The organism is Paenibacillus sp. SEL3 (assembly GCF_054602585.1).
The window spans coordinates 2,155,976-2,181,382 of sequence record NZ_CM137725.1 but is presented as its reverse complement, the minus strand read 5'-3'; the positions used below and the strand labels follow the sequence as shown (position 1 = coordinate 2,181,382).

The following is a 25,407-nucleotide window of genomic DNA, read 5'->3' as shown; positions in this document are numbered from 1 at the left end:
GACAAATAATCGACAATTCTGTTAACAATAAAAAAAATGGTCGCTTTTCTGCTATCTTATATAGGGGCAACATTACAGGAGTTCGTTAAGTTTTGAGTAATTTATTATTTAAGGAGAGGGGAACAACATGAACAAAAAACCAAAAGCGATTATTGCGTTGGTTTTGACCGTGCTCACGGTAGCATTGCTCATTTGGACGTGTTTTTATGCTGGCGGAAAATACGTTGTTTTCGATCCGAAAGGACCCATTGGGCAAGCACAAAAAGAGCTGATCATTCTTACAACGGCATTGTCTGCGCTAATAATTGTACCGGTCATGATTTTGACTTTCTTCATCATTTGGCGGTATCGTGATACACCGACAAATAAGGTGAAGTACCAACCCCACTGGGATGACAGCAAAAAGCTGGAGACCACATGGTGGGCTATTCCAATTATCGTTATCTGTATTATTGCGGTTATTACTGCAAGATATACCTACTTGCTGGAGCCTTCCAAGCCATTGGCAAGTACGCAAAAGCCAGTAACCATTCAAGTGACTTCACTGGACTGGAAATGGCTCTTTATGTACCCAGAGGAAGGTATAGCTACAGTTAACCAAGTTCACATTCCTAAAGGTGTTCCAGTCCGTTTTGAACTGACTGCTGACGCACCGATGAACTCGTTCTGGATTCCGCAATTGGGCGGACAAATCTACACCATGTCAGGCATGGCTATGAAACTGCATTTGCAGGCCGATCACGAAGGAACTTACTTTGGTTCGGGTGCAAACTTTAGCGGTGAGCATTTTGGACAAATGCGTTTTGATGTAGAGGTCCAGTCGGATGAAGAGTATAAAAACTGGGTCGCTGACATCAAGAAGCAGTCTAAGCCGCTGACGAAAGACGGCTATTTGGCGCTTGCAAAACCAGGTTTGTCCCAGCCTGATGAGTATTCTTCGATTCCAGATGGCTTGTTCAAAGAGATTGTCAACAAGTATGTAGTGGAAGGGGCTCCTAACCCCCATGCTGGACATGGCGGAGCTACATCCACAGAAGATTCAACCAAGTCCGGCACAGAAGATCATGCTGGAATGGACATGAGTCATATGAATATGAGCGGACACAATTAAATGATTATAAGGAAGGAGGCCCCCAATGCTTGACAAAATAAAAGAGTTTGCATCCACTTTCTTCGTTACTGGAGACCCAATGATCTATGGAGCGGACGTCTCCATCGCATTAGCGACGATCGGGATCGTGTTTGTGCTCACTTATTTCAAAAAATGGGGCTGGCTTTGGAAAAACTGGTTGACTACTGTTGACCATAAAAAAGTCGGTATTATGTATATTCTTGCGGCCATCTTGATGTTATTCCGCGGAGGCGTGGATGCATTATTGATGCGTGTTCAACTGGCTACACCGGATGTGACACTTCTGCATCCTGAGCATTACAATCAGATTTTCACAACTCACGGCACGATCATGATCCTGTTTATGGCGATGCCGTTGATGTTTGGTTTGTTTAATATCGCCGTACCCCTTCAAATTGGTGCGCGCGACGTTGCGTTTCCTTTCCTGAACGCATTGAGCTTTTGGCTTTTCTTTATGGGAGCGATGTTGTTCAACTTGTCCTTTGTTATCGGCGGTTCGCCAGATGCAGGGTGGTTGAGTTATCCACCGCTTTCAGAACTGCAATTTAGTCCAGGCGTCGGTCAGAACTTCTATATCTGGGGTATTCAGATTTCTGGTATAGGTTCATTGGCTACGGGGATCAACTTTATTGTGACCATTATTAAAATGCGTGCACCTGGTATGACTTGGATGAAAATGCCTGTCTTTACGTGGTCCGTATTTTCGTCATGTGTTATTATCATTTTCGCATTCCCGATTCTGACGGTTACTTTGGCATTGCTGTTCCTTGACCGCTTTGGAGGAGGACACTTCTTTACGCTTGATTTCGGCGGTAACCCGATGATGTATATCAACTTGATCTGGATGTGGGGTCACCCTGAGGTATACATTGTAGTTTTGCCTGCCTTCGGTATTTATTCCGAGGTCATCAGTGTATTCTCCAAAAAGAAATTGTTTGGCTACAAATCCATGGTTTACGCTATGTTCATGATTGCGATCCTGTCCTTCTTCACCTGGGCGCATCACTTCTTCACGATGGGATCAGGCGCAGATGTTAATGCATTCTTTGCGATTTCGACGATGGTTATCGCTATACCGACAGGGGTTAAAGTATTTAACTGGCTGTTCACGATGTATCGGGGTAAGATTACATTCAAAACCCCTATGATGTGGTCAATTGCTTTTATTCCGAACTTCTTGATTGCTGGTTTAACGGGCGTCATGTTGTCTGTAGCGCCTGCTGACTTCCAGTTCCATAACAGTTACTTCTTGATCGCTCACTTTCACTCCGCTCTGATTGGTGGTGTAGTGTTCGGTTACTTGGCAGGTCTGTACTATTGGTGGCCTAAAATGTTCGGTTTCACATTGCCTGAAACGCCTGGTAAATGGGCTTTCTGGTTCTGGAACATCGGTTTCTATGTATGTTTTATTCCACAATATTCTCTCGGTCTGATGGGTATGACGCGTCGTCTGAGCACTTATGGCTGGGATACCGGCTGGCAGCCGCTTAACCTCGTTTCGACCGTTGGGGCATTCCTGATGGGGATTGGGTTCTTGTTCCAGGTTCTTCAAATTCTTCTGGGCATCAAGAATTACCGCAAGCTGAAGGATACAACAGGTGACCCTTGGGGTGGCCATACGTTGGAATGGTCGATTCCTTCACCTGCACCGGAATACAATTTTGCTACCATTCCACAAGTAGAAGAACGTGATGACTGGTGGGCAGAAAAAGATAAACGTGCAAAAGGTATTTTCAGAAAGCAACCGCCAATTGAAGCGATTCATATGCCGAAAAACTCGGCGATTCCATTCATTATGTCGGTATTCTTTTTCATTGCAGGTTTCGGTTTCGTATTCGGATGGTCGTTCTTCTATATTCCAGGGCTGATCGGTGTGGCAATTTGTATGATTTGCCGTTCGTTCTTCTCCTATGATGGCGACTACTATATCCCTGCGGATGAAGTAAAACGCACGGAAGCGGCAATAAGGGGGTCTGTATAATGGCACAAGCTGCAGCACATCACAGCCATGATCATGACCACGGGCATCACGATCCGCAAGAGCTGAAGATGCTTGGTTTTTGGATCTTCCTCGTAACGGACGTAATCCTGTTCAGTACCTTGTTCGCAACCTTCGTTGTCCTTCGGAATAACACAGCCGGAGGACCAGGTGGCGCAGAGCTGTTTAACATGACGGGCGTTATTATTGAAACGTTCCTCTTGCTCACGAGCAGCTTCACAAGTGGTCTGGCTGTGTTGGCTATGAACAAAGGAAGCATGAAGGGATTAATCAGCTGGTTAATCGTAACAGCGATCCTGGGTCTTGGTTTTATCGGTTTTGAAGTTTACGAGTTTGTTGAAATGGTACACGAAGGAGCCAATTTTGGAACCAGTGCGTTCTTGTCGGCATTCTTCACTCTAGTCGGAACGCACGGACTTCACGTTTCGTTAGGTCTGGTTTGGATGATTGGACTCATGTTCCAGTTGAAAAAACGCGGGCTTACACCAGAGACGAAGGGGAAAGTTTCGGCATTGAGCTTGTATTGGCACTTTTTGGACGCTGTCTGGATCTTCTTGCTGACAGTCGTCTATTTGATGGGGGTGATGTAGATGGCACAGCATCAATCAGGAGCGGGTTCGCATGGTCATGATGATTCTCACGGTTCAGTGAAATCCTATGTTATCGGGTTTATTCTGTCCATCGTACTGACCATCATTCCTCTCTTCGTGGTGATGAATCATATGTTGAGCCGCACTTCGACCATGGTTGTTATTTTAGCCGCGGCAGTGCTGCAATTTCTGGTTCAGCTTTTCTTCTTCATGCACATCCGTGAAAGCAATGGACCACGTTGGAATGTTATGACCTTGATTCTTGGTGTAGTGATCCTGTTGACCGTCGTTGGTGGTTCAGTATGGATTATGGAATACAACATGGTAGCACACTAAAAATCACACAAGTACAAACTAATTAGGAAAGAAGGAGCGGACTTAGAACCGCTTCTTCTTTTTTTTGTGTAGCTTATTAAAATTAAAACTGTGGTTTCTTGAACTCAAGTTTACGTATGTGTAAAATGGAATTGTATAACAGTAGAGTGAAAACGATAATACTAGTGGAGAGCGGAGGGAAAAGTAATGAACACAGAATTACTGTTTAAACCTTTTAAGGCAGGTAATTTATCTCTTCCCAATCGGATTGTTATGGCGCCAATGACACGAAATTTTTCTCCTCAAGGTATCCCAGGGTCTGACGTGGCGATGTATTATCGTCGGCGTGCAGAAAATGCGGTTGGTTTGATTATTACGGAGGGAACTGCTATTAATCATCCCGCAGCTGTAGAGCACACCAGCATTCCTAATTTTTATGGTGAGGGATTAAAGGGGTGGGCCAAGGTAGTCGAGGAGGTTCATGCGGTAGGTGGCAAGATTATACCGCAGCTCTGGCATGTGGGTACAGCTCGCCAAATAGGTGCGGATAACCAACCGAATCCCGAGGCATTGCCTGTCGGTCCGTCCGGTATTTCTCCTGCCGGTGAAAAGGTAGTTGAGCCGTTGACCGAGACCGAGATTGCGAATATCATCTCCGCTTATGCTCAGGCTGCTGCCGATGCCCAGCGAGTGGGTTTTGACGGCATTGAGCTTCATGGGGCACATGGCTATTTAATCGATCAGTTTTTCTGGGACAAAACGAATAAGCGTACCGATCAATATGGAGGCAATTTGGTCCAGCGTACTCGATTTGCGGTGGAGGTCATTGAGGCTTGTCGGCGTGCAGTAGGGCCGGATTTCCCAATTATACTGCGATTCTCCCAGTGGAAGATGTACCACTATGAAGAAAAGCTGGCACAGACACCTCAGGAACTTGAACAGTTTCTCGCTCCATTAGTGAAGGCAGGAGTGGATGTATTCCATTGCTCAAGCCGCCGTTTTTGGGAACCGGAATTTGAAGGGTCCGATCTAAACCTGGCAGCTTGGACGAAAAAGGTAACAGGTAAGCCAGTTATTACCGTAGGCTCCATTGGCTTGGAGAAGGCATTTTTGAGTGATTTTGAAAAAAATAATAATCGTCAAACCGAACAATCCAGTAGTGTAGAGGCAAGATTAGAACAACTCGTGGGGCAAGTAGAACGAGAGGAAGCTGATCTGGTTGCGGTTGGGCGTGCTTTGCTGGTTGATCCAGCGTTTGCGATGAAGTTACGTGATCAACAAATAGAAGAAATTATTCCTTACAGTGATGAAGTATTAAAAACGTTGAATTAAGCTTTATTAAGCTCTATGTAGTGTAAAGCTATAGCGTTAGGCAAGCATTTGAGACTTGGAAGTCTTCTGTTACAGGGCAAGCTGTAATATAAGCTATTCGTAAACTCTACGAATTTGCTATAATAGGAGCATCAAGTCGAAATACACGGGGTGAAAAGGATGAATTCTGAAACGGAAGCTTTGGATTGCGAGCCGGCTTGTCACGGTTCAGATCAGGAAATCGAGCGCATAAAATCTTCCCTTGTTGAGGATTCCATCGCATACAAAATGTCGGAGCTGTTTAAAGCTTTGGGTGACCCGACACGAATCAAGCTGATTTATGCCCTGGCACAAAAAGAACTGTGTGTTCATGATCTGACCCAGGTGCTCAATATGGGACAATCTGCGGTATCCCACCAGCTTCGTTATTTGCGCAACCTGCGTATTGTCAAACGACGCAAAGAAGGCAAAACGGTGTTTTATTCACTGGATGATAATCATGTGGAGCAGATCTTTTTGCAAACCCATCAACACATATCACATCAATAATCTTTTGGGATAAAACAACAGAGGGCGCCAAGCGATTGGCGCTCTTTTGGCGTTTGTCCGTTGAAGTCGATTTTTTTGTTAAAAAGGGCTAGATGTCATTGACTTTTGACCCTGATCCTGAATATAATGACCTTAATAAATAATATATGAACAGTTGCTCATATATAGTTAATTGGAGGCCAATGATTATGGATGCTCTAAAAAGAACGGAACGGCATGAATGGATTTTGGAAGGTTTGGATTGCGCCAACTGTGCGCTCAAGATTGAAAATGGAGTCAGTAAAATAGAAGGGGTTATGGATTGCTCGGTCAATTTTGTTACGAAAACGTTGACGATGACCACAAGTTCGGATCAAAAAGAAGAGGTTTTTCGCCAGACGGAACGGAAGGTTCATAGACTTGAGCCACATGTTCGGATGGTGGTAAAAAGTGCCCGTGGCCACCTACATGAAGACAGTCGAAGCCATGCTGGTGCAGTACAATCAGATAGCGTAGAGGATTGTGCATGCGGTCATGAGCATAATGATGAAGGTGAAGGGCATACACACGAGCATCACAACCACCATGCAGAGCACAAACATGGTGAATCCACCCATGCTCATTCACATTCGCATGGAGATGATAGCCACGCTGGGCATACGCATGATCACGGTACGGACGGTATGCGCCGCATGATTGCGCGTTTGGCTATTGGTGCGGTCGTTGCGGCTGTTGCCTGGTGGTTACCTGTTGAAGGTGTAGGCAAGCTGGCTTTATTTTTACTGGCATATATCATCGTTGGCGGTGATGTTGTCTTGCAGGCTGCACGCAGTCTGGTGCGTGGAATGGCCTTTGACGAATACTTCCTGATGACGCTGGCTACTGTTGGTGCATTTGCGATTGGGGAATACCCGGAAGGCGTAGCTGTCATGTTCTTTTATCAAATCGGAGAGCTGTTTCAAGGCATCGCAGTTAACCGTTCACGTAAGTCCATCAGTGATCTGATGGATATTAGACCGGACTATGCGAACTTGAAGACGGCTGAGTCCGTACGGAGAGTGTCTCCAGAAGACGTTCGCATTGGGGATTTGATTGTAATTAAGCCGGGCGAGAAGATCCCGCTGGACGGTAAAGTTGTAGATGGTAAATCGCATGTGGATACCTCTGCGTTGACTGGTGAATCCGTGCCTCGTACCGTAGAGCCGGGAAGCAACGTGTTGAGTGGATTTATCAATACGAACGGACTTCTAACGGTAGAGGTTAGCAAAGAGTTTAGTGAATCCGCGGTCTCTAAAATTTTGGAATTAGTGCAAAATGCGAGTGCCAAAAAAGCGCCGACTGAAAAGTTTATCACGAAATTTTCCAGATACTATACTCCCGTAGTGGTTATTGTAGCGCTGTTGTTGGCGGTTGTTCCACCGCTTGTTGTGCCAGGTGCACAATTTGCAGATTGGGTGTACCGTGCGCTTGTTTTCCTCGTTATTTCTTGTCCATGTGCGCTGGTAGTATCTATTCCATTGGGCTTCTTTGGGGGAATCGGGGCAGCCTCCCGTTCAGGTATTCTGATCAAGGGCGGGAATTATCTTGAAGCTCTGAATCATGTAAAATACGCTGTTTTTGATAAAACAGGCACACTCACCAAAGGTGTTTTCCGTGTAACAGGGATTTATCCTGCCGGGGATTTTACAAACGAAACCCTGCTCGAAACCGCCACTTTGGCGGAGCTGCATTCGACACATCCTATTGCTGCATCTTTGCGTGAATCCTACGGTAAAGAACTCAGAGCAGAACGGGTTCAGCAGTATAGTGAAATATCCGGTCACGGGATTCAGGCACAAATAGATGGTCGTCTGGTATCGGCCGGGAACGCCAAGCTGATGGAGCGGGAACATGTTGCTTTTAACGTGGCGCAGCAAGCAGGGACGCTGGATGAAGGAACGGTCGTACATGTGGCGGTAGACGGAACGTATGCCGGGTGCATTCTGATTTCAGATGAGGTTAAGGAAGACGCAGCCCAAACGGTTACTTCACTGAAAAAGTTGGGTGTGGTGAAAACCATCATGCTGACGGGTGACAATCGGACAGTTGCCGAGGCTGTAGGACGACAGCTGGGTTTGGATGAAGTAAGGGCAGAGCTGTTACCTCAGCACAAAGCCGAAGCCATCGAGCAGTTGTCTGCAAGTAAAAAAACGAGCGACAAAATTTTGTTCGTGGGCGATGGAATCAATGATACACCCGTACTGGCGCTGGCAGATGTCGGTGTAGCGATGGGTGGCTTGGGTTCGGACGCTGCGATTGAGGCGGCAGATATCGTAATCATGAACGACGAGCCTTCAAGGCTGGTTACGGCCATCCATATCGCCAAGCGCACGCGTCGTATCGTATGGCAAAACATCATATTTGCACTAGGTGTCAAAGCTGTGTTTCTTACGCTGGGAGCATTCGGTATTGCTACGATGTGGGAGGCTGTATTTTCCGATGTAGGTGTAACATTGCTAGCCGTATTGAATGTGATGCGTGTATTGAAGGTTCGTTCTTACGAGTAAAAATAAGTACCCCCGGGTTAACATAGGATGTAGGCATCCTGTGAAAACCGGGGGTGTTTATTTTATAAGTTCCTTTTTCGAGTGGTCTTGTACCAGCAGTATAGAGATTACTTGTGGGTTGTAGGGTAGCTGTGCCCAGATGTATAAATGTGTGGCGTGCCTAATACGTTAAGGTAGGGGCTTTACAAGTAAGGCCCATGTAAGATTCGGTTGCTCCATTATGAGTAAGCGTTTTCCTTAATTGGAGGGGTACTCAAATTCGTGTGTGCCAACTTGCTGACGGAAGAAAGGATGGATTAATAGCATGGAGGCTAAACTGATGCATGTATTCGCAGAGCTGTTGGGCGGCAAAAACAGCCGGGATCTCAAAGATCCAGAGTCGGGTATGGAGACTGCTGCACAGAGGTTGGCTATGGAGACGCTAAGGGCAGGCAGCCATGAAGTATCTGCTACGCAGGAGGAAGATCCGTTGGGCTGGCTGGTTGGTTTAGCTGAGCAGGGCGTAATCAGCCGAGCGGAGGCTTTGATGGCTGCGAATCCCGAATTACTTGGGGAAACGATGCTGAATAGCGGCAACGATATTGGGCAAGCAATGGGTACACTCCTAAAATGGAGCGATGAATACAGACGTACCTTCATACGGATTTATGCCGATGCTCCTACAAGTATGAGTCGTATAAGTACAGAGACAGCAACAGAAATAGGCAGTTTCGACGGTTATAGTCTTCTGCATGGCCCCTTGTCACAGGCCTCTGGCCGCGTGGGGGAATTATGCTATGCCTATCTGGACGTAGCTGAGTCTGGACAGACGATTCATGCCCCTGACGGGGAGCCCGACCCCATCCTTATTCCCGGCTCTCGTGCATCTGACACGTACAAAACCTTTAACCAGGCATCTGGCCTGCCTGGATTGTGTGAGCATTTGTCCCGCCGAATCATCAGCTTGCTGGAAACAGAGTATGAAGGCTTATTCGAGTCTCTGAACGGATCGCCACTCACTGTCGCCCTAATGGAGCAGAACAATGCAGTGGGTATTGGCAGCTTGCAAGATATGCAGCTGGAGGCATTACTGCGTGCGGCGTTGCGGAGCGTGCGGCAGGGGGGAGAACCCAAGCTGGAGATTATGGTACGCAATCCGGCTGACGTGGACGAATTCCGGGCAACCCGAGACTGGATTGACGGCGTTGCGGAGCAGACCTTATGCGGACGTCTTCGGTGCATTCCATATCGGGTAGGCGTGCTTTTGACAGTTGCCCCGTCTTTGGTGCCTAACATAAGCCCAACATGGAACAAGGAAGCCGCGCGGTCGGAGGAGTCAGCCAACCCCAATAACATATCCAAAGTGGGTGCACGACAGATCAAGCAGGTGGCTCAAGCTGCAGATCTGACACGTTTTGCCGATACGGTCATTTTAGAAGTCATGCCAACTCCATCCGATGATATTAGGACTGAGGATCAGTTGATTCCACCCGGTGTCGATGGTCATGAGAATACTAGTGATACGATAAAATGCATAATGGAAGCTGTTCGACGTGTAAAGCCCGAGCTTCCTTTATGGATAGCAATAGATGAAATTAACCAGTCTCTGGATGGGATTTCGATCTGGGAGAATGAGCTGACGGGGGTCATTTGCCCGGACACAGCAATTCCCGCCGCACGCCTTGCAGCTGCGCGTTTGGAACTGCAACAGCCCGCAGATCGTCAGCACACTTCTGGGACTGCACACAACCATGCGTGGAAGTTTCCTTTAGCCTGAAGATAACCTGAATTCATGTAATAGAGGATTTTGCAAAAATCCAATAAGCGATTTTCAAGGAACAAAATATAGATCGAAATGGTCTAGTTCGTCTATATATTGCACTTTGGAGCGACTGGAATCGATTTTTGCAAATCCTGAATCGGATGCTCTAAATATGGAGGATACCTGTGGTGTTTGCGCGGGTATCTTTTTTTATTTAGACTATTGCTGGTTTACAAGTGGAAAAGAAAAGGTATATAATAAAACAAAAGTTTCTCTAAACCAAAATAATTGTATAGATGCAAAAATGATTATCATTCTCATTTGCTAAACATGCTGCTTCGGGCTTCCCGAAGCAGCATGTGCTATTTTAAGGCACTTAACAATGGATATCATTCTCAATGAGATGCTAGTACAAGGAACAAAATATGGAAAGGAACGTGACATGATGCAAGCTGTTCAACGATTACAAGATACATTGTCTCCCTCTAACCGAACCCTTTCAAAAAACAGTGGCAGCGGACGACCCGGTCCGAATCGTAAGCCGCAATTTCAGCTTAAAAGTATGCTGAAAAACAAGGAGATGCAAGCTGCTCTAGGTAGTGGATTGCTGATGTTGATGGCATGGGGAGTCTCACATTGGTGGCAATGGCTATCGGTCATTCTGTATGTGGTGTCCTATGCCCTTGGGGGCTGGTCCAAAGCCAGGGAAGGAGTCGAAACACTGATCCGAGAACATGATCTGGATGTTAACCTGCTCATGATTGCTGCCTCCCTAGGAGCTGCGGCCATTGGCTATTGGAATGAAGGAGCCATGCTGATCTTTATTTTTGCACTCAGCGGTGCGCTGGAGAGCTATACCACCGAGCGTAGTAGTAAGGATATTTCTGAGCTTATGGCGTTGAAGCCGGAAACGGCTTTGCGCTTGTCTCGCGAGGGGACCGAAACGGTCGGCATTGAGCAGCTGTTGCCAGGCGACCTGCTGCTGGTGAAGCCGGGCGAACTGATTCCGGCGGACGGCCGAATCTCTAAGGGCGTTTCGGCAGTGAATCAGGCATCGATTACCGGTGAATCTATTCCGGTAAATAAGGTGGAAGGTGACGAGGTATATGCGGGCACCATTAATGGAGAAGGGGTGCTATATGTGGAGGTTAGTCAGTCCTCAGAGAACACTTTATTTTCGAAAATCATTCGTATGGTGGAAGAGGCTCAGACCGAAGTTCCTGATTCCCAGCGTTTTATTAAAACGTTCGAATCGGTGTACGCTCGAATTGTTGTTGCTGTCACGCTGATCGTCATTGCCGGTGCACCCATAGCATTAGGCTGGACGTGGGCAGCAGCGTTTTACAAGGCTATGGTGTTCCTCGTCGTGGCCTCCCCCTGTGCGCTCGTATCATCCATTATGCCAGTAATGCTATCGGCCATTTCCAACCGTGCCCGACGGGGCATCCTGTTCAAAGGTGGTGCACATGTGGAGAATATGGCATTGACTTCTGTTGTTGCTTTTGACAAAACAGGCACGTTAACGATGGGGTCACCTGTCGTCACGGATTGGATTACCGCCGCAGAATACGATGCCGATGAGTTATTGCATATGGTCGCCACAATTGAAAGCTATTCTTTGCATCCACTGGCGCGAGCGATTGTAGCCAAAGCCGAAGCTGATTTGGGACAGAGAGATCTTCTTCCAACCGAAGAAGTGCAGGCACTCACCGGATGGGGAATGGAAGGCATCATAGGTGGGGTGAAGTGGAAAATTGGGCGTACAAATGTACTGGATGAACCTGGTTCTCTGGCAGAGCCAAAGTGGATGGAGAGTCGGGCCCGGCTGGAAGCTGAGGGCAAAACCGTATCCATCATCCTCGCGAATGATCGGATTGCCGGAATGCTGGCACTACGCGACGAGCTGCGTCCGCAGGCCCAAGAGTCCGTGAAACGACTGCAAGCGCAGGGTATCCGGGTTGTCATGCTAACCGGGGACCGTCCAGAAACGGCCGCTGTGATCGCGGCGCAGGCCGGAGTTGACGCCGTGTATGCTGGCTTAATGCCGGAGGACAAAGTCAGCCATATTCGCATGCTGCGGGAGCAGTACGGGCATGTCGTCATGGTCGGCGACGGTGTGAACGACGCTCCTGCGTTGACAGCGGCAACCGTAGGACTAGGCATGGGGATGCATGGCAGCGGAGCCGCACTGGAGGTCGCAGACGTTGTGCTGATGAACGATGGAATCGAGGAGATTGCTCCGACGGTAGCACTGGCCCGCAAGGCGCAGCGGGTGGTTAAACAAAATATGATCTTTGCGGTAAGTGTCATTTTGCTGCTTGTGATCAGCAACTTTGTGCAAGATATAGCCCTGCCATTTGGGGTTATTGGGCATGAAGGTAGCACATTACTGGTTATTTTGAATGGCCTGCGCTTATTACGGTCATAGGGCTAATAATCACAAGAAGGAGCATTCATCCTCTTAAAAATTCAAGGGGTGAATGCTCCTTCTTTTGCAGCCTCGCAACGCTGTACGTCTATCTTCGGCGTGGCGTAGACCGTCGTAAGAACAAGGAAAACAATAGCCCTGCCAGCGCAATCCCTGTAGCAATGATAAAGGCATCATTAATGCCATGGATCGTCGATTCCGTAACAGCATTTCGGTACACCTGTTGTAGCGCCAACGATGAACCACTTTCTGTTGAAATACCCGCCGTTTGCGCGAGGGTTTGTCCCAACTGTGCTACCCCTTCGGTTAAAGGAACATTGGCGGTGGTAGCGACATTCGCATAATCCGCTACATGAATCGTGGTCCGGCTGCTCATTACAGTAATGAGCCAAGCGGTACCGATAGACCCGGCAATTTGCCGTACTGTATTGGACATGGCTGTACCATGGCTACCGAGATGGGGAGGCAACTGGTTTAGCCCTTCCGTCTGGACGGACATCATCAGCAGTGACATTCCGAAGCTGCGAATCGTATAGATGATCATAATATGTCCGTAGGTGGTGGCGTCGGTTAGCAGACTGAACTCCCATGTCGTGACTGCCGTAATGATCAGCCCAATGATCGCCAACGGCCTTGCGCCTATACGGTCAAATACTGCCCCTGATATGGGTGACATCACACCCATCAGCAGTGCACCCGGCAACAGCAGCAGACCGGATTGCAACGGTGTAAAGCCGCGTATATTTTGCAAATAGATTGGCAGCAGCAGCATACCGCCAAACATCGTCATGTTGACGGTAGCCCCGACTAAGGTTGATACAGTAAAAATATCATATTTAAACACACGGAACTCCAGCATCGGCTGTAGCATGTTCAGCTCGCGCACGATAAACAATACAATAAACACAATCCCGGCAGCGAGTGTGAGTATTACTGTATTGCTACCCCAGCCTTTGTCCCCAGCTGAACTAAAGCCATACAGCAGGAAGCCAAACCCAAGGGTGGAAAAGACGGTTCCCAGCAGGTCAAAGTTCGGTTTCGTTAGCTTGGATACATTTTTGAGCCAGCGTATGGCAAACAGAATATCAATGACCGCCAGCGGAATAACAAGTAAAAATAGCAGCCGCCAGCTGTAATGCTCCACAATATAGCCGGATAAAGTTGGTCCAATCGCCGGGGCAAACATCATGGCGATTCCCATAGTACCCATGGCAGCGCCCCGTTTTTCTGGAGGAAACACAGTCAGGAACACGTTCATCACCACAGGCATGATGATGCCTGCTCCGCTGGCCTGGATAACACGTCCAACCAGCATAGGCGCAAAGCCGGTACTGGCAGCACAGACGACAGACCCGGCAGTAAATAACCCCATCGCGGAGATGAACAGCGCACGTGTTCCGAAGGACTCAATCAGAAAAGCAGTGATAGGAATCAAAATCCCGTTGGTTAGCATATATCCGGTGGAAAGCCATTGAACGGTTGTGGCAGACACATTGAAATCATTCATTAAGTGTGGAATGGCCACGTTAAGCAGCGTTTGATTCAAAATCGAAATGAAGGCGCCTAGCAGCAGCACGGACAGAATACGTCCGACGGACATTTTTTGATCCATGACAGCCCCCTACTTGTGAACTCTGATAGTCGCACTCATTCCCGGGATAATACCCAGCCCCTTGTAACCTTGAATGGAAATATTGACAGGCACGACCTGCGTCACCTTGGTATAGTTGGCAGTGGTGTTGGAAGTGGGCAGTAGTGAAAAAGTCGATGCGGTCGCCAGGCCGATCTTTTCGAGTTTACCGCTCAGGGACGTATCCGGGTAAGCATCAATATATACATCTACGGTTTGTCCTACTTGAAGATCCTGTACAGCCGTTTCGTCTATATTGGCGGTAATCCATAAATTGTTTAGATCAAAAGCCTTCGCTAAAGGCGTGCCTGCCCCAACAATTGAGTTGTTGACCGCAGATTGCTGCACGATGGTACCATCGGTTGGAATCGTAACGCTAATTCGGCTTCCGCCTCCTTCTACATTACCCAGTGTGCTTCCAGCGGTGTAGGTTTTACCAACTTCAGCATTCCAGCCTGTGAGCTTGCCAGCGCCTGGAGAGGCAACGGTAACCGCTTGTCCACTCACTTGGGCATTATCGGTTTTTATGTAGTTGGCGGATTGATTGTAGTAATAGGCGGCGGCTCCACCTCCTGCCAGAATAATGATAATAACTAGCAAGTTGACTAATATGGCGCGTGAATTCATGTGTTAACATGCCTCCCTAGTTCTTGGATTTTCAAAGTATGCGTCAAACGATTCATAATATTCAGATGGATTTTGGGCAAGGTTAAGAGCGCATGCGAAAAGGATGATTTTGCTGACAAAGGATGATGCGCATAATGACGACGACCAGAATCATGATTGTATATGACAGTGAAAATGGGCATACCGAACGTCTCGCACGCTCAATTGCAGAAGGAGCACACCTTGAGCACACGGAAGTGTTGTTAAAGCATGTAAATGAGGCCGATGTGAATGAGCTAGTGAGTGTGGATGCGATCCTATGGGGTTGTCCGGGGCATTTTGGTACGATCAGCAGCGGTCTGAAAAGCTGGATTGATAAGCTGGGGTATCTGTGGGCGCAGGGCAAGCTGGTGGACAAAATCGGCGCTGTGTTTTGCACAACCGCTACCGTTCATGGTGGATTGGAATCCACACTTCTGAATTTGATTACTCCAATGCTTCATCAAGGCATGATTATTGTAGGACTGCCCGCCAATATTACGGAAAATGCATTATACGGCTCCTATTACGGCGTAGGGATAACATGTCCGGTGGAGACTGACCCCAATGGACCACCTAATCTTCCAACGGGTGATGATCTTGCACTAGGCCGCTCTTTGGGCAAACGGGTCGCTGAAATAGCGGGACGGTACCGTAGCGCTGAAAGAGAATAGGAGGCTACCGATGACCATTGCTTTTATCGTAGTAGCTGCGGTTGCCTTTATTTTTTTGCTGGTATTTAATACGAAGATGACGCGCAAGTCCTCTTCCAAGACTCGCTCTACCGAAGAGGACTCACGGCAAAGAAGCAAACGTCCTTATCCTGTACAGGTGGAACCCGAGGCGCGTGAATGGATAGATCCTGCGCAAGAGACGCCTCCTAAGGATATCGATGTCGAAGAGCATCATGCGGAGGAACAACACAAGGTGCCTGATATCCAGACGGATAAGAAGGTGGAAAAAGATCGCGAGAATATTAAAGATGCATACGGAGATCAGGATTATCGTGCGGCTTTACGTGGTTTTGCCAAAAAGGACGAAGAAAAGGAAAGACATTCCCCAATATCCAATGGAGAGAAGGAGACTCACAAAAGTGAGGACGAGCAGTATCGTGAAGCATTGCGCTCCATGAACCAAAAAAAATGAGGTATCTCCATGTGAACACGCCAAAAAGGCTGCTTATCTGTCTGGATTACAGGCAGAAGGCGGCCTTTTTGTGTTGCTCGGCTATAGCCATTCGGTTAGCCCAATCATCGTAATTAAGCCGAGAATAAAAGAGAATGTGGCGATCCGCTGGTTGCCATCCCCGTGACTCTCGGGAATCAGTTCCTTGTAGACGATAAACATCATGGCTCCGGCGGCAAAAGCAAGGCCGTAAGGTACCAGTCCGTTCACCCAGCTACTCAAATAAAAGCCGATCAGACTCGTAATGATTTCCACAGCTCCGGTGAGGGTAGCAATGCCCAAGGCCTTGAAACGGCCGATGTTTTGATTCACAAGGAACAACGCTACGATAAAGCCTTCCGGGGCATTTTGCAGGCCGATAGAGAAGGCGATCAGATTGCCGAGATTGTGAGTCTCACTCGCATAGCTGACCCCAACAGAGAGTCCTTCCGGTAAATTGTGCAATGTAATAGCTGCGATGATGAGAAAAGATTTGGATTCCAGTTGAAAGGTCTTGGAATCTGGGTCCTCCAAATCCGCATGGGGAATGTACATCTCCATCACCAGTAATACGAGGCAGCCGAGCAGAATTCCCGCAGTCAGCACGAACCAATTGGAATGCTGGATCGCTTCGGGAATGAGGTTATACACGGAGGCAGAGGTCATAATTCCTGCGGCATAAGCCAACAGAACATCGCGAAGCCGATGCGTGATATTACGCATAAACAGTATGGGCACGGCGCCGAGTCCAGTGGACAGGGCAGAAATAAAGCTACCTACAAAAACGTCATTCATAATCGGGATAATCCCTCCATACCTGATTTATCTTTAAGCTTCGCTTCATGAAAACTTCATTTGACTGTTTACAGCTATTTCCGCATAATGAAATTAGGATTTAGAATCAGTCTAAGTCATAAAAAGCTACAAAACAAGTGATTCGTTTTTGTAATATCCGGGTGTCCACATTTTGGGATAAGCTTCTGGCGGAATTACTTTTAGAGTATATGCAGTTGCCCAGCGCCCGGTTCCGAAAACTCGTTATATAATACTTATGATATTTTAGGAGGAACCAAGATATGTACAAGTCCATTATTATAGGTACCGGCCCTGCCGGTTTGACCGCTGCAATTTATCTGGCACGCGCTAACATGAGCCCACTGGTGATCGAAGGACCACAGCCAGGCGGACAATTAACTACGACTACGGAAGTTGAAAATTTCCCAGGTTTTCCGGAAGGAATCATGGGACCCGATTTGATGGATAATATGCGTAAGCAAGCGGAGCGTTTTGGCGCTGAATTCCGCACAGGCTGGGTAAACAAAGTAGACACAACTGCTCGTCCATTTACTTTGGATGTAGAGGGTTTGGGTGAACTGGTTACCGATACGCTGATTATTTCCACAGGAGCGACTGCCAAGTACCTGGGTATTCCCGGTGAACAGGATAATATCGGACGTGGCGTAAGCACTTGCGCAACATGCGACGGCTTCTTTTTCCGTGGCAAAGAAATTGTTGTCATCGGCGGCGGAGACTCTGCACTGGAAGAAGCCAATTTCCTGACTCGTTTTGCCTCTAAAGTAACGTTGGTGCATCGTCGTGAAGAAATGCGCGCCTCCAAAATTATGCAGGATCGTGCTCGTGCGAACAACAAAATTGAATGGGCGCTTAATCGTACTCCTGTAGAAGTGATTGCGGACGAGAACGGAGTCACTGGCTTGAAAGTACTGAATAATGCAACAGGTGAAGAGGAAATCATTACAGTTAGCGGCGTATTCGTGGCGATTGGTCATCATCCGAATACGGGCTTCCTCGAAGGACAAATTACAACGGATGCGAACGGTTATATCGTCGTAAATCCGGGTACTTCCGAAACAAACGTGCCTGGCGTATTCGCTTGTGGCGACGTACAGGATACACGCTACAGACAAGCAATTACCGCAGCAGGTAGTGGCTGCATGGCTGCTATGGACAGCGAGAAATACATCGAAAGCCTGGAGCACAGCGCACTGGCCCTGTAATGATCCACGCAAGTTTGAATAAATATGATGTAACAAAATAAATGATGAGGTGATATTCATGGAAAAAGCAATCGTATACACATCTACAAACTGCCCGCATTGCCGTCAAGTAAAAAGCTACTTGAGTGAAAAAGGCGTGGAGTACGAAGAACGCAACATTGAAACCAATGAAGCTTTTGCTCAAGAGGTTTGGGATATGGGCATTCGTGCCGTTCCATTGACTTTGATCGGGGAAGAACGTATTTCCGGTATGAACAAAACCAAGTTTGAAAAAGTGTTGAACGCTTAATCCAACCTAACAGCAGACGACGGTCCTATGATCGTTATATGGTTAAGAAAAGGCTCCTATCGCAGCTACATACTGCAATGGGGGCCTTTTTACTTATAAGGACACGCGTACACGCCCGAGAAAAGGAGCGGTTGCTGCATAGGCGGCGCCTAGCATCGTCGAACGGCTGCCAAGCGTGGAGAAACGAATCTGTAGTTGCCGACGGTGATAGGGCAAGGCACGTTCGTCAATCACTTCACGCATACTTTGCTCCAACCAAGGTCTGGCTTCCGCCAGTGGACCGCCAATGATAAGCATTCCGGGGTTGAGGCTGTTCACAATGTTGGTAATACCCACACCCAAATATCGCCCAATATCATCAAGGACGCTTAATGTACTTACTTCACCTTGCTGAGCAAACGGCAGTAATTCCGCTGTATTATGTGCAGGTAGTTTCAATGTGGATGCTACATACGCCTTCTCTGAAGCATACAGCTCCCAGCAACCGCGACTACCGCAGGAGCAGAGTCGTCCGTTCCAATCAATAGTCATATGACCCGTCTCTCCGGCGTACCCCCAAGCTCCTTGATACGGTTTGCCGTCAATGATAATCCCGGCCCCGATTCCAGACCCTGCACTGATGTAGACCAGATCCCGCACCAGCTGTCGGTGATCGCCGTCCATACCATAGTACAACTCGCCCTGCGCGCCGACGTTGGCTTCGTTATCTACTACGACGGGCAGACCTAGCTCAGCCTCAAGCTGCTGCCGCAGCGGAACCCCTTCCCAGCCCAGATTGGGTGCGAACAGCACGGTTCCGGTCTCATCCACCATACCCGGTACCCCCAGTCCAATGCCGACAATACCATGAGGGGAGGGAGGAGTGACCTGCATAAGCTCCTGAACGAGCTTTCGAATCTGTTCCATAACAAAGGCGGGATCATGCTGGGTTAGAGAAAAGGTAAGCTCCGTTTCAATGGTACCTGCCAGATCGGTCAGAGCGCCCTTGATGTACTGTACGCTGACCTCAATACCGAGTACAAAGCCTGCACGGCTATTGAACAGCAGCATTAAAGGCTTACGCCCACCGCTGGATTCTCCTAATCCTGTCTCATACACCAATCCATCGGTAATGAGCTCTGCCACCAGATTGGAAACGGTTGCCTTGTTTAATCCAGTTTGACTGGATAACTGTGCCCGGGATAGCGGAGCATGAAGGCGAATACGCTCCAGCACAATGGATTTATTCAGCTTTTTGACAAGCGCCTGATCGCCAGTGACATTCATGGTTCATTCACTTCCTGTTGGTGTAATTCCTGATATTATATCATAAAAACAAACTTAGTTTAAGCAATAGACAAAGTCTTTTGGCTGTGCTAGAATCGTTTTTGTAAACGTTTACTATAAAGGAGGAACTTATAATGGCTTATTTCGAACAGGTATCTAAAATTAACTTTGAGGGCAAGCAATCCGACAATCCTTTTGCGTTCAAATTTTATAATCCACAGGAAATTGTAGCGGGAAAAACGATGGAGGAGCATTTACGTTTTAGCATGGCCTACTGGCATACACTGGTTGCAGGCGGCTCCGATCCTTTTGGTGTAGAAACAGCGGAACGTCCATGGTCCAAGTTTACCGGGCTGGATTTGGCGAAGGCACGTGTGGAAGCTGCCTTTGAACTGCTGGATAAGCTGAATTTACCTTATTTCGCTTTCCACGATGTGGATATTGCACCGGAAGGCGCGTCATTGAAGGAATTTTACAGCAATCTGGATACCATCGTGGATCTGATTGAGGACCATATGAAAGCTACGGGGAAAAAACTGCTGTGGAACACGGCGAACATGTTTAGCCATCCACGTTATTTGCATGGTGCTGCCTCGACTTGCAATGCAGATGTATACGCACACGCAGCTGCTCAGATTAAAAAAGGACTGGAAGTGGGCAAACGTCTGGGCGCAGATAACTATGTTTTCTGGGGAGGCCGTGAAGGCTACGAAACACTGCTGAACACGGATTTGAAGCTGGAGCAGGACAATTTGGGACGTATGTTCCATATGGCCGTAGACTATGCGCGTGAAATTGGCTTTGACGCTCAGTTCCTGATTGAGCCAAAACCGAAGGAGCCAACGAAGCATCAGTATGATTTTGATGCTGCGACGACGATTGCTTTCCTGCAAAAATATGATCTGGATCAACATTTCAAGCTTAATCTGGAAGCTAATCATGCCACTTTGGCGGGTCATACTTTTGATCATGAAGTGCGTGTAGCACGGATTAACGGCATGCTGGGATCACTGGATGCAAATCAGGGAGATTTGCTGCTGGGCTGGGATACGGACGAATTCCCAGTTGATCTGTATGATGCGACCCTGACGATGTATGAAGTGCTGCAAAATGAAGGCTTGGGCCGTGGTGGTATCAACTTTGATGCCAAGGTACGCAGAGCATCGTTTGAGCCAGAAGACTTGTTCCTCGCGCACATCGCAGGTATGGATACGTATGCGAAGGGGCTGAAGGTAGCTGCCAAACTGATCGAGGATCGTGTGTTTGAGGACTTTATTGAGAAGCGCTACAGCAGCTTTAAAGAAGGTATTGGAGCAGACATCGTATCCGGAAAAGCAACGCTTGCTTCTCTGGCTGAATATGCTCTGGCGAACGAAACACCACGTAAAAACGTATCCGGTCGCCAGGAATATCTGAAAGCAACATTAAATCAATACATTTTGGCTGACTAAGCATATATAAAATAAGGAATACACGATAACAGGGAAGGAGGAACTCCGATGCAGGAGAAGCTAAATCAGGAGCAGGAACGCTATGTCATCGGCGTAGATTTGGGTACCAGCGCGGTCAAAACGGTGCTGGTTAACCTCAAGGGTCAGGTGGCTTATGAAACCTCCCAGTCTTATCCACTCCATCAGCCGAAGGCAGGATATAGCGAACAGCATCCTGAGGACTGGGTCAGTGGCACGTTAGCATCACTGAAACAGCTTGTGGAGAAGGCCGGAATCGGCGGCACAGATGCCGTAGACGGTATTAGCTTTTCGGGACAGATGCACGGGCTTGTGCTGACTGACAAGGAAGGCCAAGTGCTTCGTCCGGCTATTCTGTGGAATGACACGCGTACGACAGCACAATGCCGTCGTATTGAAGAACAGCTCGGGTCGGACCTGCTGAATATCGCACGTAATCGCGCGCTGGAAGGCTTCACGCTGCCCAAGCTGCTGTGGGTGCAGGAGCATGAGCCAGACGTGCTGGCCCGTGCGGCACATTTTATGCTACCCAAGGATTATGTGCGCTACTGTCTGACAGGAGAGCTGGCGACGGAGTATTCGGATGCGGCGGGCACGCTGCTGCTGGATATAGCGAACAAGCAGTGGAGCGAAGAGATCGCTGCCGCGTTTGATCTTCCGTTGTCGCTGTTCCCATCGCTGGTGGAATCCTTTGATCAGACGGGTACGCTATTGCCGGAGATTGCGGAGCAGAGCGGGCTTTCGCCTGAAACGAAGGTCTTTGCAGGTGGTGCGGACAACGCATGTGGCGCGATTGGTGCCGGCATTTTGAGTGAAGGCCGCACCCTATGCAGCATCGGCACCTCAGGGGTTGTACTTTCTTATGAGGAACGCAAGGATATTGATGTGCAGGGGCGGGCGCATTTTTTTAATCATAGTGAGCAGGATGCTTATTATATTATGGGGGTTACGCTCGCGGCCGGATACAGCTTGACTTGGTTTAAGGATACCTTTGCACCACAGCATTCTTTTGATGCACTATTGGCAGATGTGAACTCTATTGAGCCAGGCAGCCGAGGGCTACTGTTCACGCCTTATATCGTCGGCGAGCGTACACCTCATCCAGATGCAACCATTCGAGGCAGCTTTATCGGGATGGATGCGGGGCATAAGCTTGCGCATTTTACACGAGCGGTACTGGAAGGAATAACGTTTTCGCTCAAGGAATCTATAGATATTCTTAGAGGGACGGGCAAAACGGTGAATGAAGTGATTTCCATCGGCGGCGGTGCGCGTAATGAGGCATGGCTGCAAATGCAGGCAGATATTCTTAACGCGGATATCATCAAGCTGGAAAGCGAGCAGGGACCTGCCTTGGGGGCGGCCATGCTGGCTGCTTATGGTAGTGGCTGGTTTGAATCTCTGCAAGCGTGTGCTGAAGCATTTCTGCGTGAAGCAGCGAGATATTCGCCGAACCCGGACCGTGTGGCACAGTATGAAGGCCTATACGAGCTGTATCGTGAAGTTTACTTGCACACGCGAGAGCTAAATGAGCATTTGGCAGTGTATCGCTGAATACGGTGAGCTTTAAGCGTAAATAAGAAGCGGCTTCGGGTGTAAGAAACCCCCGAAGCCGCTTTTCATGTGATGATGAGTTGGAATTAAATACTTTTCTTGATTTTCGCATAATCTTCATGCATAGAGCTCGCCGCACAACCCGGACATGACTTGCTCGACGAACACCCCGCACAGGCGCCTTGACGGCTTTTTCGCAAAAATCGTACCAGCACCCACGCACTATAACCGAGGATCGCCAATAAAATGATGATATTGATCATGAAATCCACTTCCTTTTATTTACTGTAGGGCCTGACTTAACCCCAACCTAATAATCTGCCACACTGATAGATCAAGACGGCGATGATATATGCGACGGTCAAAGGATAGATCACAGAAAATGCGGTCCAACGCCACGAAAGGGTTTCTTTACGAATGACCGCTACCGTAGCCAGACACGGAACATACAACAGAATGAACACCATAAAGCTAAAAGAGGCAAGCGGTGTAAAGGCATGTCTGACTTGTAGTTCAAGTCCCTGCATATCAGGAACGTGGTAAATAATATTCATCGTTGATACGACAACTTCCTTGGCCATAAAGCCTGTGAGCAGGGAAGCGCCTGCTTGCCAGGTGCCAAAACCGAGAGGGGCCAGTAATGGAGCGAACCAACCTCCAACGGTGGCAAGCAGGCTGTCATCCATTTCTACCCCGAAGCCCTGCGGACCGAAATTGGACAAGAGCCAGATGCCAACGGAACCTGCAAGAATAATGGTTCCGGCTTTACGGACGAAGCCTTTAACCTTCTCCCATGTGCTGCGGAATAGTGTAAGAGCCTGCGGCACTCGATAGGGAGGAAGTTCCACGATGAAGAGGGAGGGCTCACCCGACAAAATGGATACTTTGGAAAAAATTTTGGCAAGTATAAGTGAAACGACGATTCCTAACACATACATCAGCATGATGATGCTTGCCGCATGTGTTGGGAAAAACACACCCGCAAACAACGCATATACCGGCAGGCGGGCCGAACACGACATAAAGGGCACCAGCAACGTGGTAATGAGACGCTCTCTGGGCTGTTCAATGGTGCGTGCTGCCATAATCGCAGGGACATTGCAGCCAAATCCGATGATGAAGGGAATGAAGCTTTTCCCGTTCAAGCCCACGGCTTGCATCAGACGATCCATTAGTATCGTGACCCGTGCCATATACCCGGAGTCTTCGATCACCGAGATAATCAGAAATAAAATAGCAATTTGAGGCAGAAAAACAAGCACACCCCCGACTCCAGCCACGATGCCGTCCACGACTAGACTTTGCGTAAAGGCAGACGCGTTCAAGTGAACGAGTAATTCAGAAATCCAACTGCTGAGTGCACCTGAAAAAAATCCATCCAGCATATCTGAAAGGATCGTACCCGCCCAATCGAAGGTGAACTTGAAGGTAGCGTACATCAGCAGCAAAAAGATCGGAATCCCCAGATACCGGTGAGTTAATAGTGCATCTAGCCTATCCGTTAGGCTGTGCGGCTTGAGCTTGGAGGTGTCGAGTGCCTTGGTACACAGATCAGCAATCCATGCTGTTCGTACAGAACGAATATGCTGAGCAGGCGTGATGGCACAGCCTTCACTGAGCAGGTCTTCTTCGCAATGGCGAATACGCGCAGTTACTTGTTCACGCTGCACCTCATCTGTCATCCATTCCATGACGACAGGATTGTTTTCCAGACATTGCAGTGCGGCCCACCGGAGTTGCGGTACAGATGCATCCGGCAGTAAGTTGCAAATATCATGAATAGCCGCTTCGACGGCAGGGCCGTAATCCAGTTGAAAAGTATTGGATGCATGTCTTACTTCTCGAAGAGATGCGAGCATTTGCTTACTTCCACTACCTGTGCGCGCCACCATAGGAATGATGGGAACGTTCAATTGTTCAGCCAACAATTCCTTGTTTACGCGAAGACCCGTGGCATCAGCTACGTCAGTCATGTTTAAGCCAAGTACAAGGGGACGGCCATATTCCAGTAGTTGTACGGTCAGATAGAGATTACGCTGGAGCTGGGAGGCATCCACGATATTGATCAGGGCCGCAGGCGGCTCTTCCAGCAAATATCGGGTTGCGACACCTTCATCCAGCGAAAGAGGGAGTAAAGAGTAGGCACCTGGCAAATCCACCAATACGGCAGACTTGTCACGCAGGAGCCCTGTTTTCTTTTCCACGGTGACGCCGGACCAGTTCCCTACTTCTGCATACGTACGAGTCAGCTTGTTGAATAATGAGGTTTTTCCTGTATTGGGATTGCCAAATAGAGCGATCATGTCCATGTCGGAACGACCTCCAGTTGTTTCACTTGATTTTGACGGAGGCCGACCAGTTGGCCGTTGCATTCAATGACGATCGGGCCGCCCAATAAACTGATTTTTTTTAAGCGTATGATGGAACCTTCGTTGATGCCCATGTCTGTCAAGCGGCGGCGCAATGAGGGATGAAGAGGGTCAAGGGATTGCAAACGCACAGTCTGACCTAGTGGCGTACGAAGAAGTGAAATACATTCTGGCATGGTGTTCAGCCTTTCTGATCTAGAATGAGAATCAATATCATTTACTTCCGATGCCAGTACCATATCATGAGGATACTTAGATTGCTGTGATAAAATTCGCTGCGAACGACATGTTTGCCCCTTGCTCCCATCTGTTATATCGCCGAGTATGTGTGTCGCAACCTGTCTTTTTAACGGTCCCATTACTCGTCTGCAACCGACAAAACTAGAGCGTTTGGGGCAACTGTTTTTATGGTA

22 protein-coding genes are annotated in these 25,407 nt (G+C 48.2%); 15 read left to right on the top strand and 7 right to left on the bottom strand.

Annotated features, from left to right (window positions below; all coding sequences use genetic code 11):
* Nucleotides 1-127 precede the first annotated feature (127 nt).
* From cyoA to ACYCS5_RS10275, 9 genes are all read left to right on the top strand, one after another.
* Nucleotides 128-1,111 (top strand): ubiquinol oxidase subunit II, encoded by a 984-nt coding sequence (gene cyoA / locus ACYCS5_RS10315; RefSeq protein ID WP_029519232.1) that lies wholly within the window; start codon nt 128-130, stop codon nt 1,109-1,111.
* 25 nt (nt 1,112-1,136) lie between these two features.
* Entirely contained in the window at nt 1,137-3,113 is a 1,977-nt protein-coding gene (locus ACYCS5_RS10310; RefSeq protein WP_025723659.1) for a cbb3-type cytochrome c oxidase subunit I, read from the top strand.
* Complete coding sequence (gene cyoC / locus ACYCS5_RS10305; RefSeq protein ID WP_013373104.1) at nt 3,113-3,721, top strand: cytochrome o ubiquinol oxidase subunit III; 609 nt, start codon at nt 3,113-3,115, stop codon at nt 3,719-3,721. The genes ACYCS5_RS10310 and cyoC overlap by 1 nt, the downstream gene beginning before the upstream one ends.
* Complete coding sequence (cyoD, locus tag ACYCS5_RS10300; RefSeq protein WP_029519230.1) at nt 3,722-4,057, top strand: cytochrome o ubiquinol oxidase subunit IV; 336 nt, start codon at nt 3,722-3,724, stop codon at nt 4,055-4,057.
* A 186-nt stretch (nt 4,058-4,243) separates the two neighbouring features.
* Nucleotides 4,244-5,368, top strand: coding sequence for an NADH:flavin oxidoreductase (locus ACYCS5_RS10295; protein WP_459761005.1), 1,125 nt, complete (start codon nt 4,244-4,246; stop codon nt 5,366-5,368).
* Between the two features lie 159 nt (nt 5,369-5,527).
* Entirely contained in the window at nt 5,528-5,896 is a 369-nt protein-coding gene (locus ACYCS5_RS10290; RefSeq protein WP_007432172.1) for an ArsR/SmtB family transcription factor, read from the top strand.
* A 188-nt stretch (nt 5,897-6,084) separates the two neighbouring features.
* Nucleotides 6,085-8,421, top strand: a complete 2,337-nt coding sequence (locus tag ACYCS5_RS10285) for a heavy metal translocating P-type ATPase (protein WP_459761004.1) — start codon at nt 6,085-6,087, stop codon at nt 8,419-8,421.
* A gap of 304 nt (nt 8,422-8,725) precedes the next feature.
* A complete protein-coding gene (locus tag ACYCS5_RS10280) occupies nt 8,726-10,177 on the top strand; it encodes an aldolase/citrate lyase/malate synthase family protein (protein ID WP_340956856.1) in 1,452 nt (483 codons plus the stop codon).
* Nucleotides 10,178-10,607: 430 nt separating this feature from the next.
* The gene (locus tag ACYCS5_RS10275) at nt 10,608-12,590 is read left to right on the top strand and encodes a heavy metal translocating P-type ATPase (protein ID WP_049817084.1); all 1,983 of its coding nucleotides are present in this window, start codon (nt 10,608-10,610) and stop codon (nt 12,588-12,590) included.
* 88 nt (nt 12,591-12,678) lie between these two features.
* On the opposite strand, the gene ACYCS5_RS10270 is transcribed toward ACYCS5_RS10275, so the two are convergent.
* Nucleotides 12,679-14,202 carry a DHA2 family efflux MFS transporter permease subunit gene (locus ACYCS5_RS10270; protein WP_029519221.1) on the bottom strand — a complete coding sequence of 508 codons (1,524 nt, stop codon included), beginning with the start codon at nt 14,200-14,202 and terminating at the stop codon, nt 12,679-12,681.
* Nucleotides 14,203-14,211: 9 nt separating this feature from the next.
* Nucleotides 14,212-14,847 carry an HlyD family secretion protein gene (locus tag ACYCS5_RS10265; RefSeq protein WP_025724158.1) on the bottom strand — a complete coding sequence of 212 codons (636 nt, stop codon included), beginning with the start codon at nt 14,845-14,847 and terminating at the stop codon, nt 14,212-14,214.
* A gap of 134 nt (nt 14,848-14,981) precedes the next feature.
* Between ACYCS5_RS10265 and ACYCS5_RS10260 the strand changes: the two genes are divergently transcribed.
* The gene (locus tag ACYCS5_RS10260; protein WP_165149444.1) at nt 14,982-15,539 is read left to right on the top strand and encodes an NAD(P)H-dependent oxidoreductase; all 558 of its coding nucleotides are present in this window, start codon (nt 14,982-14,984) and stop codon (nt 15,537-15,539) included.
* Nucleotides 15,540-15,549: 10 nt separating this feature from the next.
* Complete coding sequence (locus ACYCS5_RS10255) at nt 15,550-16,011, top strand: hypothetical protein (RefSeq protein ID WP_209949905.1); 462 nt, start codon at nt 15,550-15,552, stop codon at nt 16,009-16,011.
* A gap of 81 nt (nt 16,012-16,092) precedes the next feature.
* Here the strand turns inward: ACYCS5_RS10255 and ACYCS5_RS10250 are convergent, their stop codons facing one another.
* Nucleotides 16,093-16,824: a ZIP family metal transporter gene (locus ACYCS5_RS10250; protein WP_013311970.1), complete on the bottom strand. Its 732-nt coding sequence runs from the start codon at nt 16,822-16,824 to the stop codon at nt 16,093-16,095.
* A 281-nt stretch (nt 16,825-17,105) separates the two neighbouring features.
* On the opposite strand from ACYCS5_RS10250, the gene trxB reads away from it, so the two are divergent.
* Complete coding sequence (gene trxB, locus ACYCS5_RS10245) at nt 17,106-18,047, top strand: thioredoxin-disulfide reductase (RefSeq protein WP_023990316.1); 942 nt, start codon at nt 17,106-17,108, stop codon at nt 18,045-18,047.
* Nucleotides 18,048-18,105: 58 nt separating this feature from the next.
* A complete protein-coding gene (locus ACYCS5_RS10240) occupies nt 18,106-18,336 on the top strand; it encodes a glutaredoxin family protein (protein WP_007432162.1) in 231 nt (76 codons plus the stop codon).
* Nucleotides 18,337-18,429: 93 nt separating this feature from the next.
* Here ACYCS5_RS10240 and ACYCS5_RS10235 read toward each other — a convergent pair whose 3' ends face one another.
* The gene (locus ACYCS5_RS10235; protein ID WP_459761003.1) at nt 18,430-19,602 is read right to left on the bottom strand and encodes an ROK family protein; all 1,173 of its coding nucleotides are present in this window, start codon (nt 19,600-19,602) and stop codon (nt 18,430-18,432) included.
* Nucleotides 19,603-19,736: 134 nt separating this feature from the next.
* Here ACYCS5_RS10235 and xylA point away from each other — a divergent pair, with 134 nt between their 5' ends.
* On the top strand, nt 19,737-21,053 hold the full coding sequence (gene xylA / locus ACYCS5_RS10230) for a xylose isomerase (RefSeq protein WP_039273722.1): 1,317 nt from the start codon (nt 19,737-19,739) through the stop codon (nt 21,051-21,053).
* Nucleotides 21,054-21,101: 48 nt separating this feature from the next.
* Nucleotides 21,102-22,625 carry a xylulokinase gene (gene xylB, locus ACYCS5_RS10225; RefSeq protein ID WP_340886382.1) on the top strand — a complete coding sequence of 508 codons (1,524 nt, stop codon included), beginning with the start codon at nt 21,102-21,104 and terminating at the stop codon, nt 22,623-22,625.
* Between the two features lie 86 nt (nt 22,626-22,711).
* On the opposite strand, the gene ACYCS5_RS10220 is transcribed toward xylB, so the two are convergent.
* The 3 genes from ACYCS5_RS10220 to ACYCS5_RS10210 are packed head-to-tail and all read right to left on the bottom strand — an operon-like array spanning nt 22,712 to nt 25,353.
* Nucleotides 22,712-22,888, bottom strand: a complete 177-nt coding sequence (locus ACYCS5_RS10220) for a FeoB-associated Cys-rich membrane protein (RefSeq protein ID WP_080658679.1) — start codon at nt 22,886-22,888, stop codon at nt 22,712-22,714.
* Nucleotides 22,889-22,924: 36 nt separating this feature from the next.
* The gene (gene feoB / locus ACYCS5_RS10215; protein ID WP_340886380.1) at nt 22,925-24,934 is read right to left on the bottom strand and encodes a ferrous iron transport protein B; all 2,010 of its coding nucleotides are present in this window, start codon (nt 24,932-24,934) and stop codon (nt 22,925-22,927) included.
* Nucleotides 24,925-25,353: a FeoA family protein gene (locus ACYCS5_RS10210; protein ID WP_459761002.1), complete on the bottom strand. Its 429-nt coding sequence runs from the start codon at nt 25,351-25,353 to the stop codon at nt 24,925-24,927. The genes feoB and ACYCS5_RS10210 overlap by 10 nt, the downstream gene beginning before the upstream one ends.
* Nucleotides 25,354-25,407 lie beyond the last annotated feature (54 nt).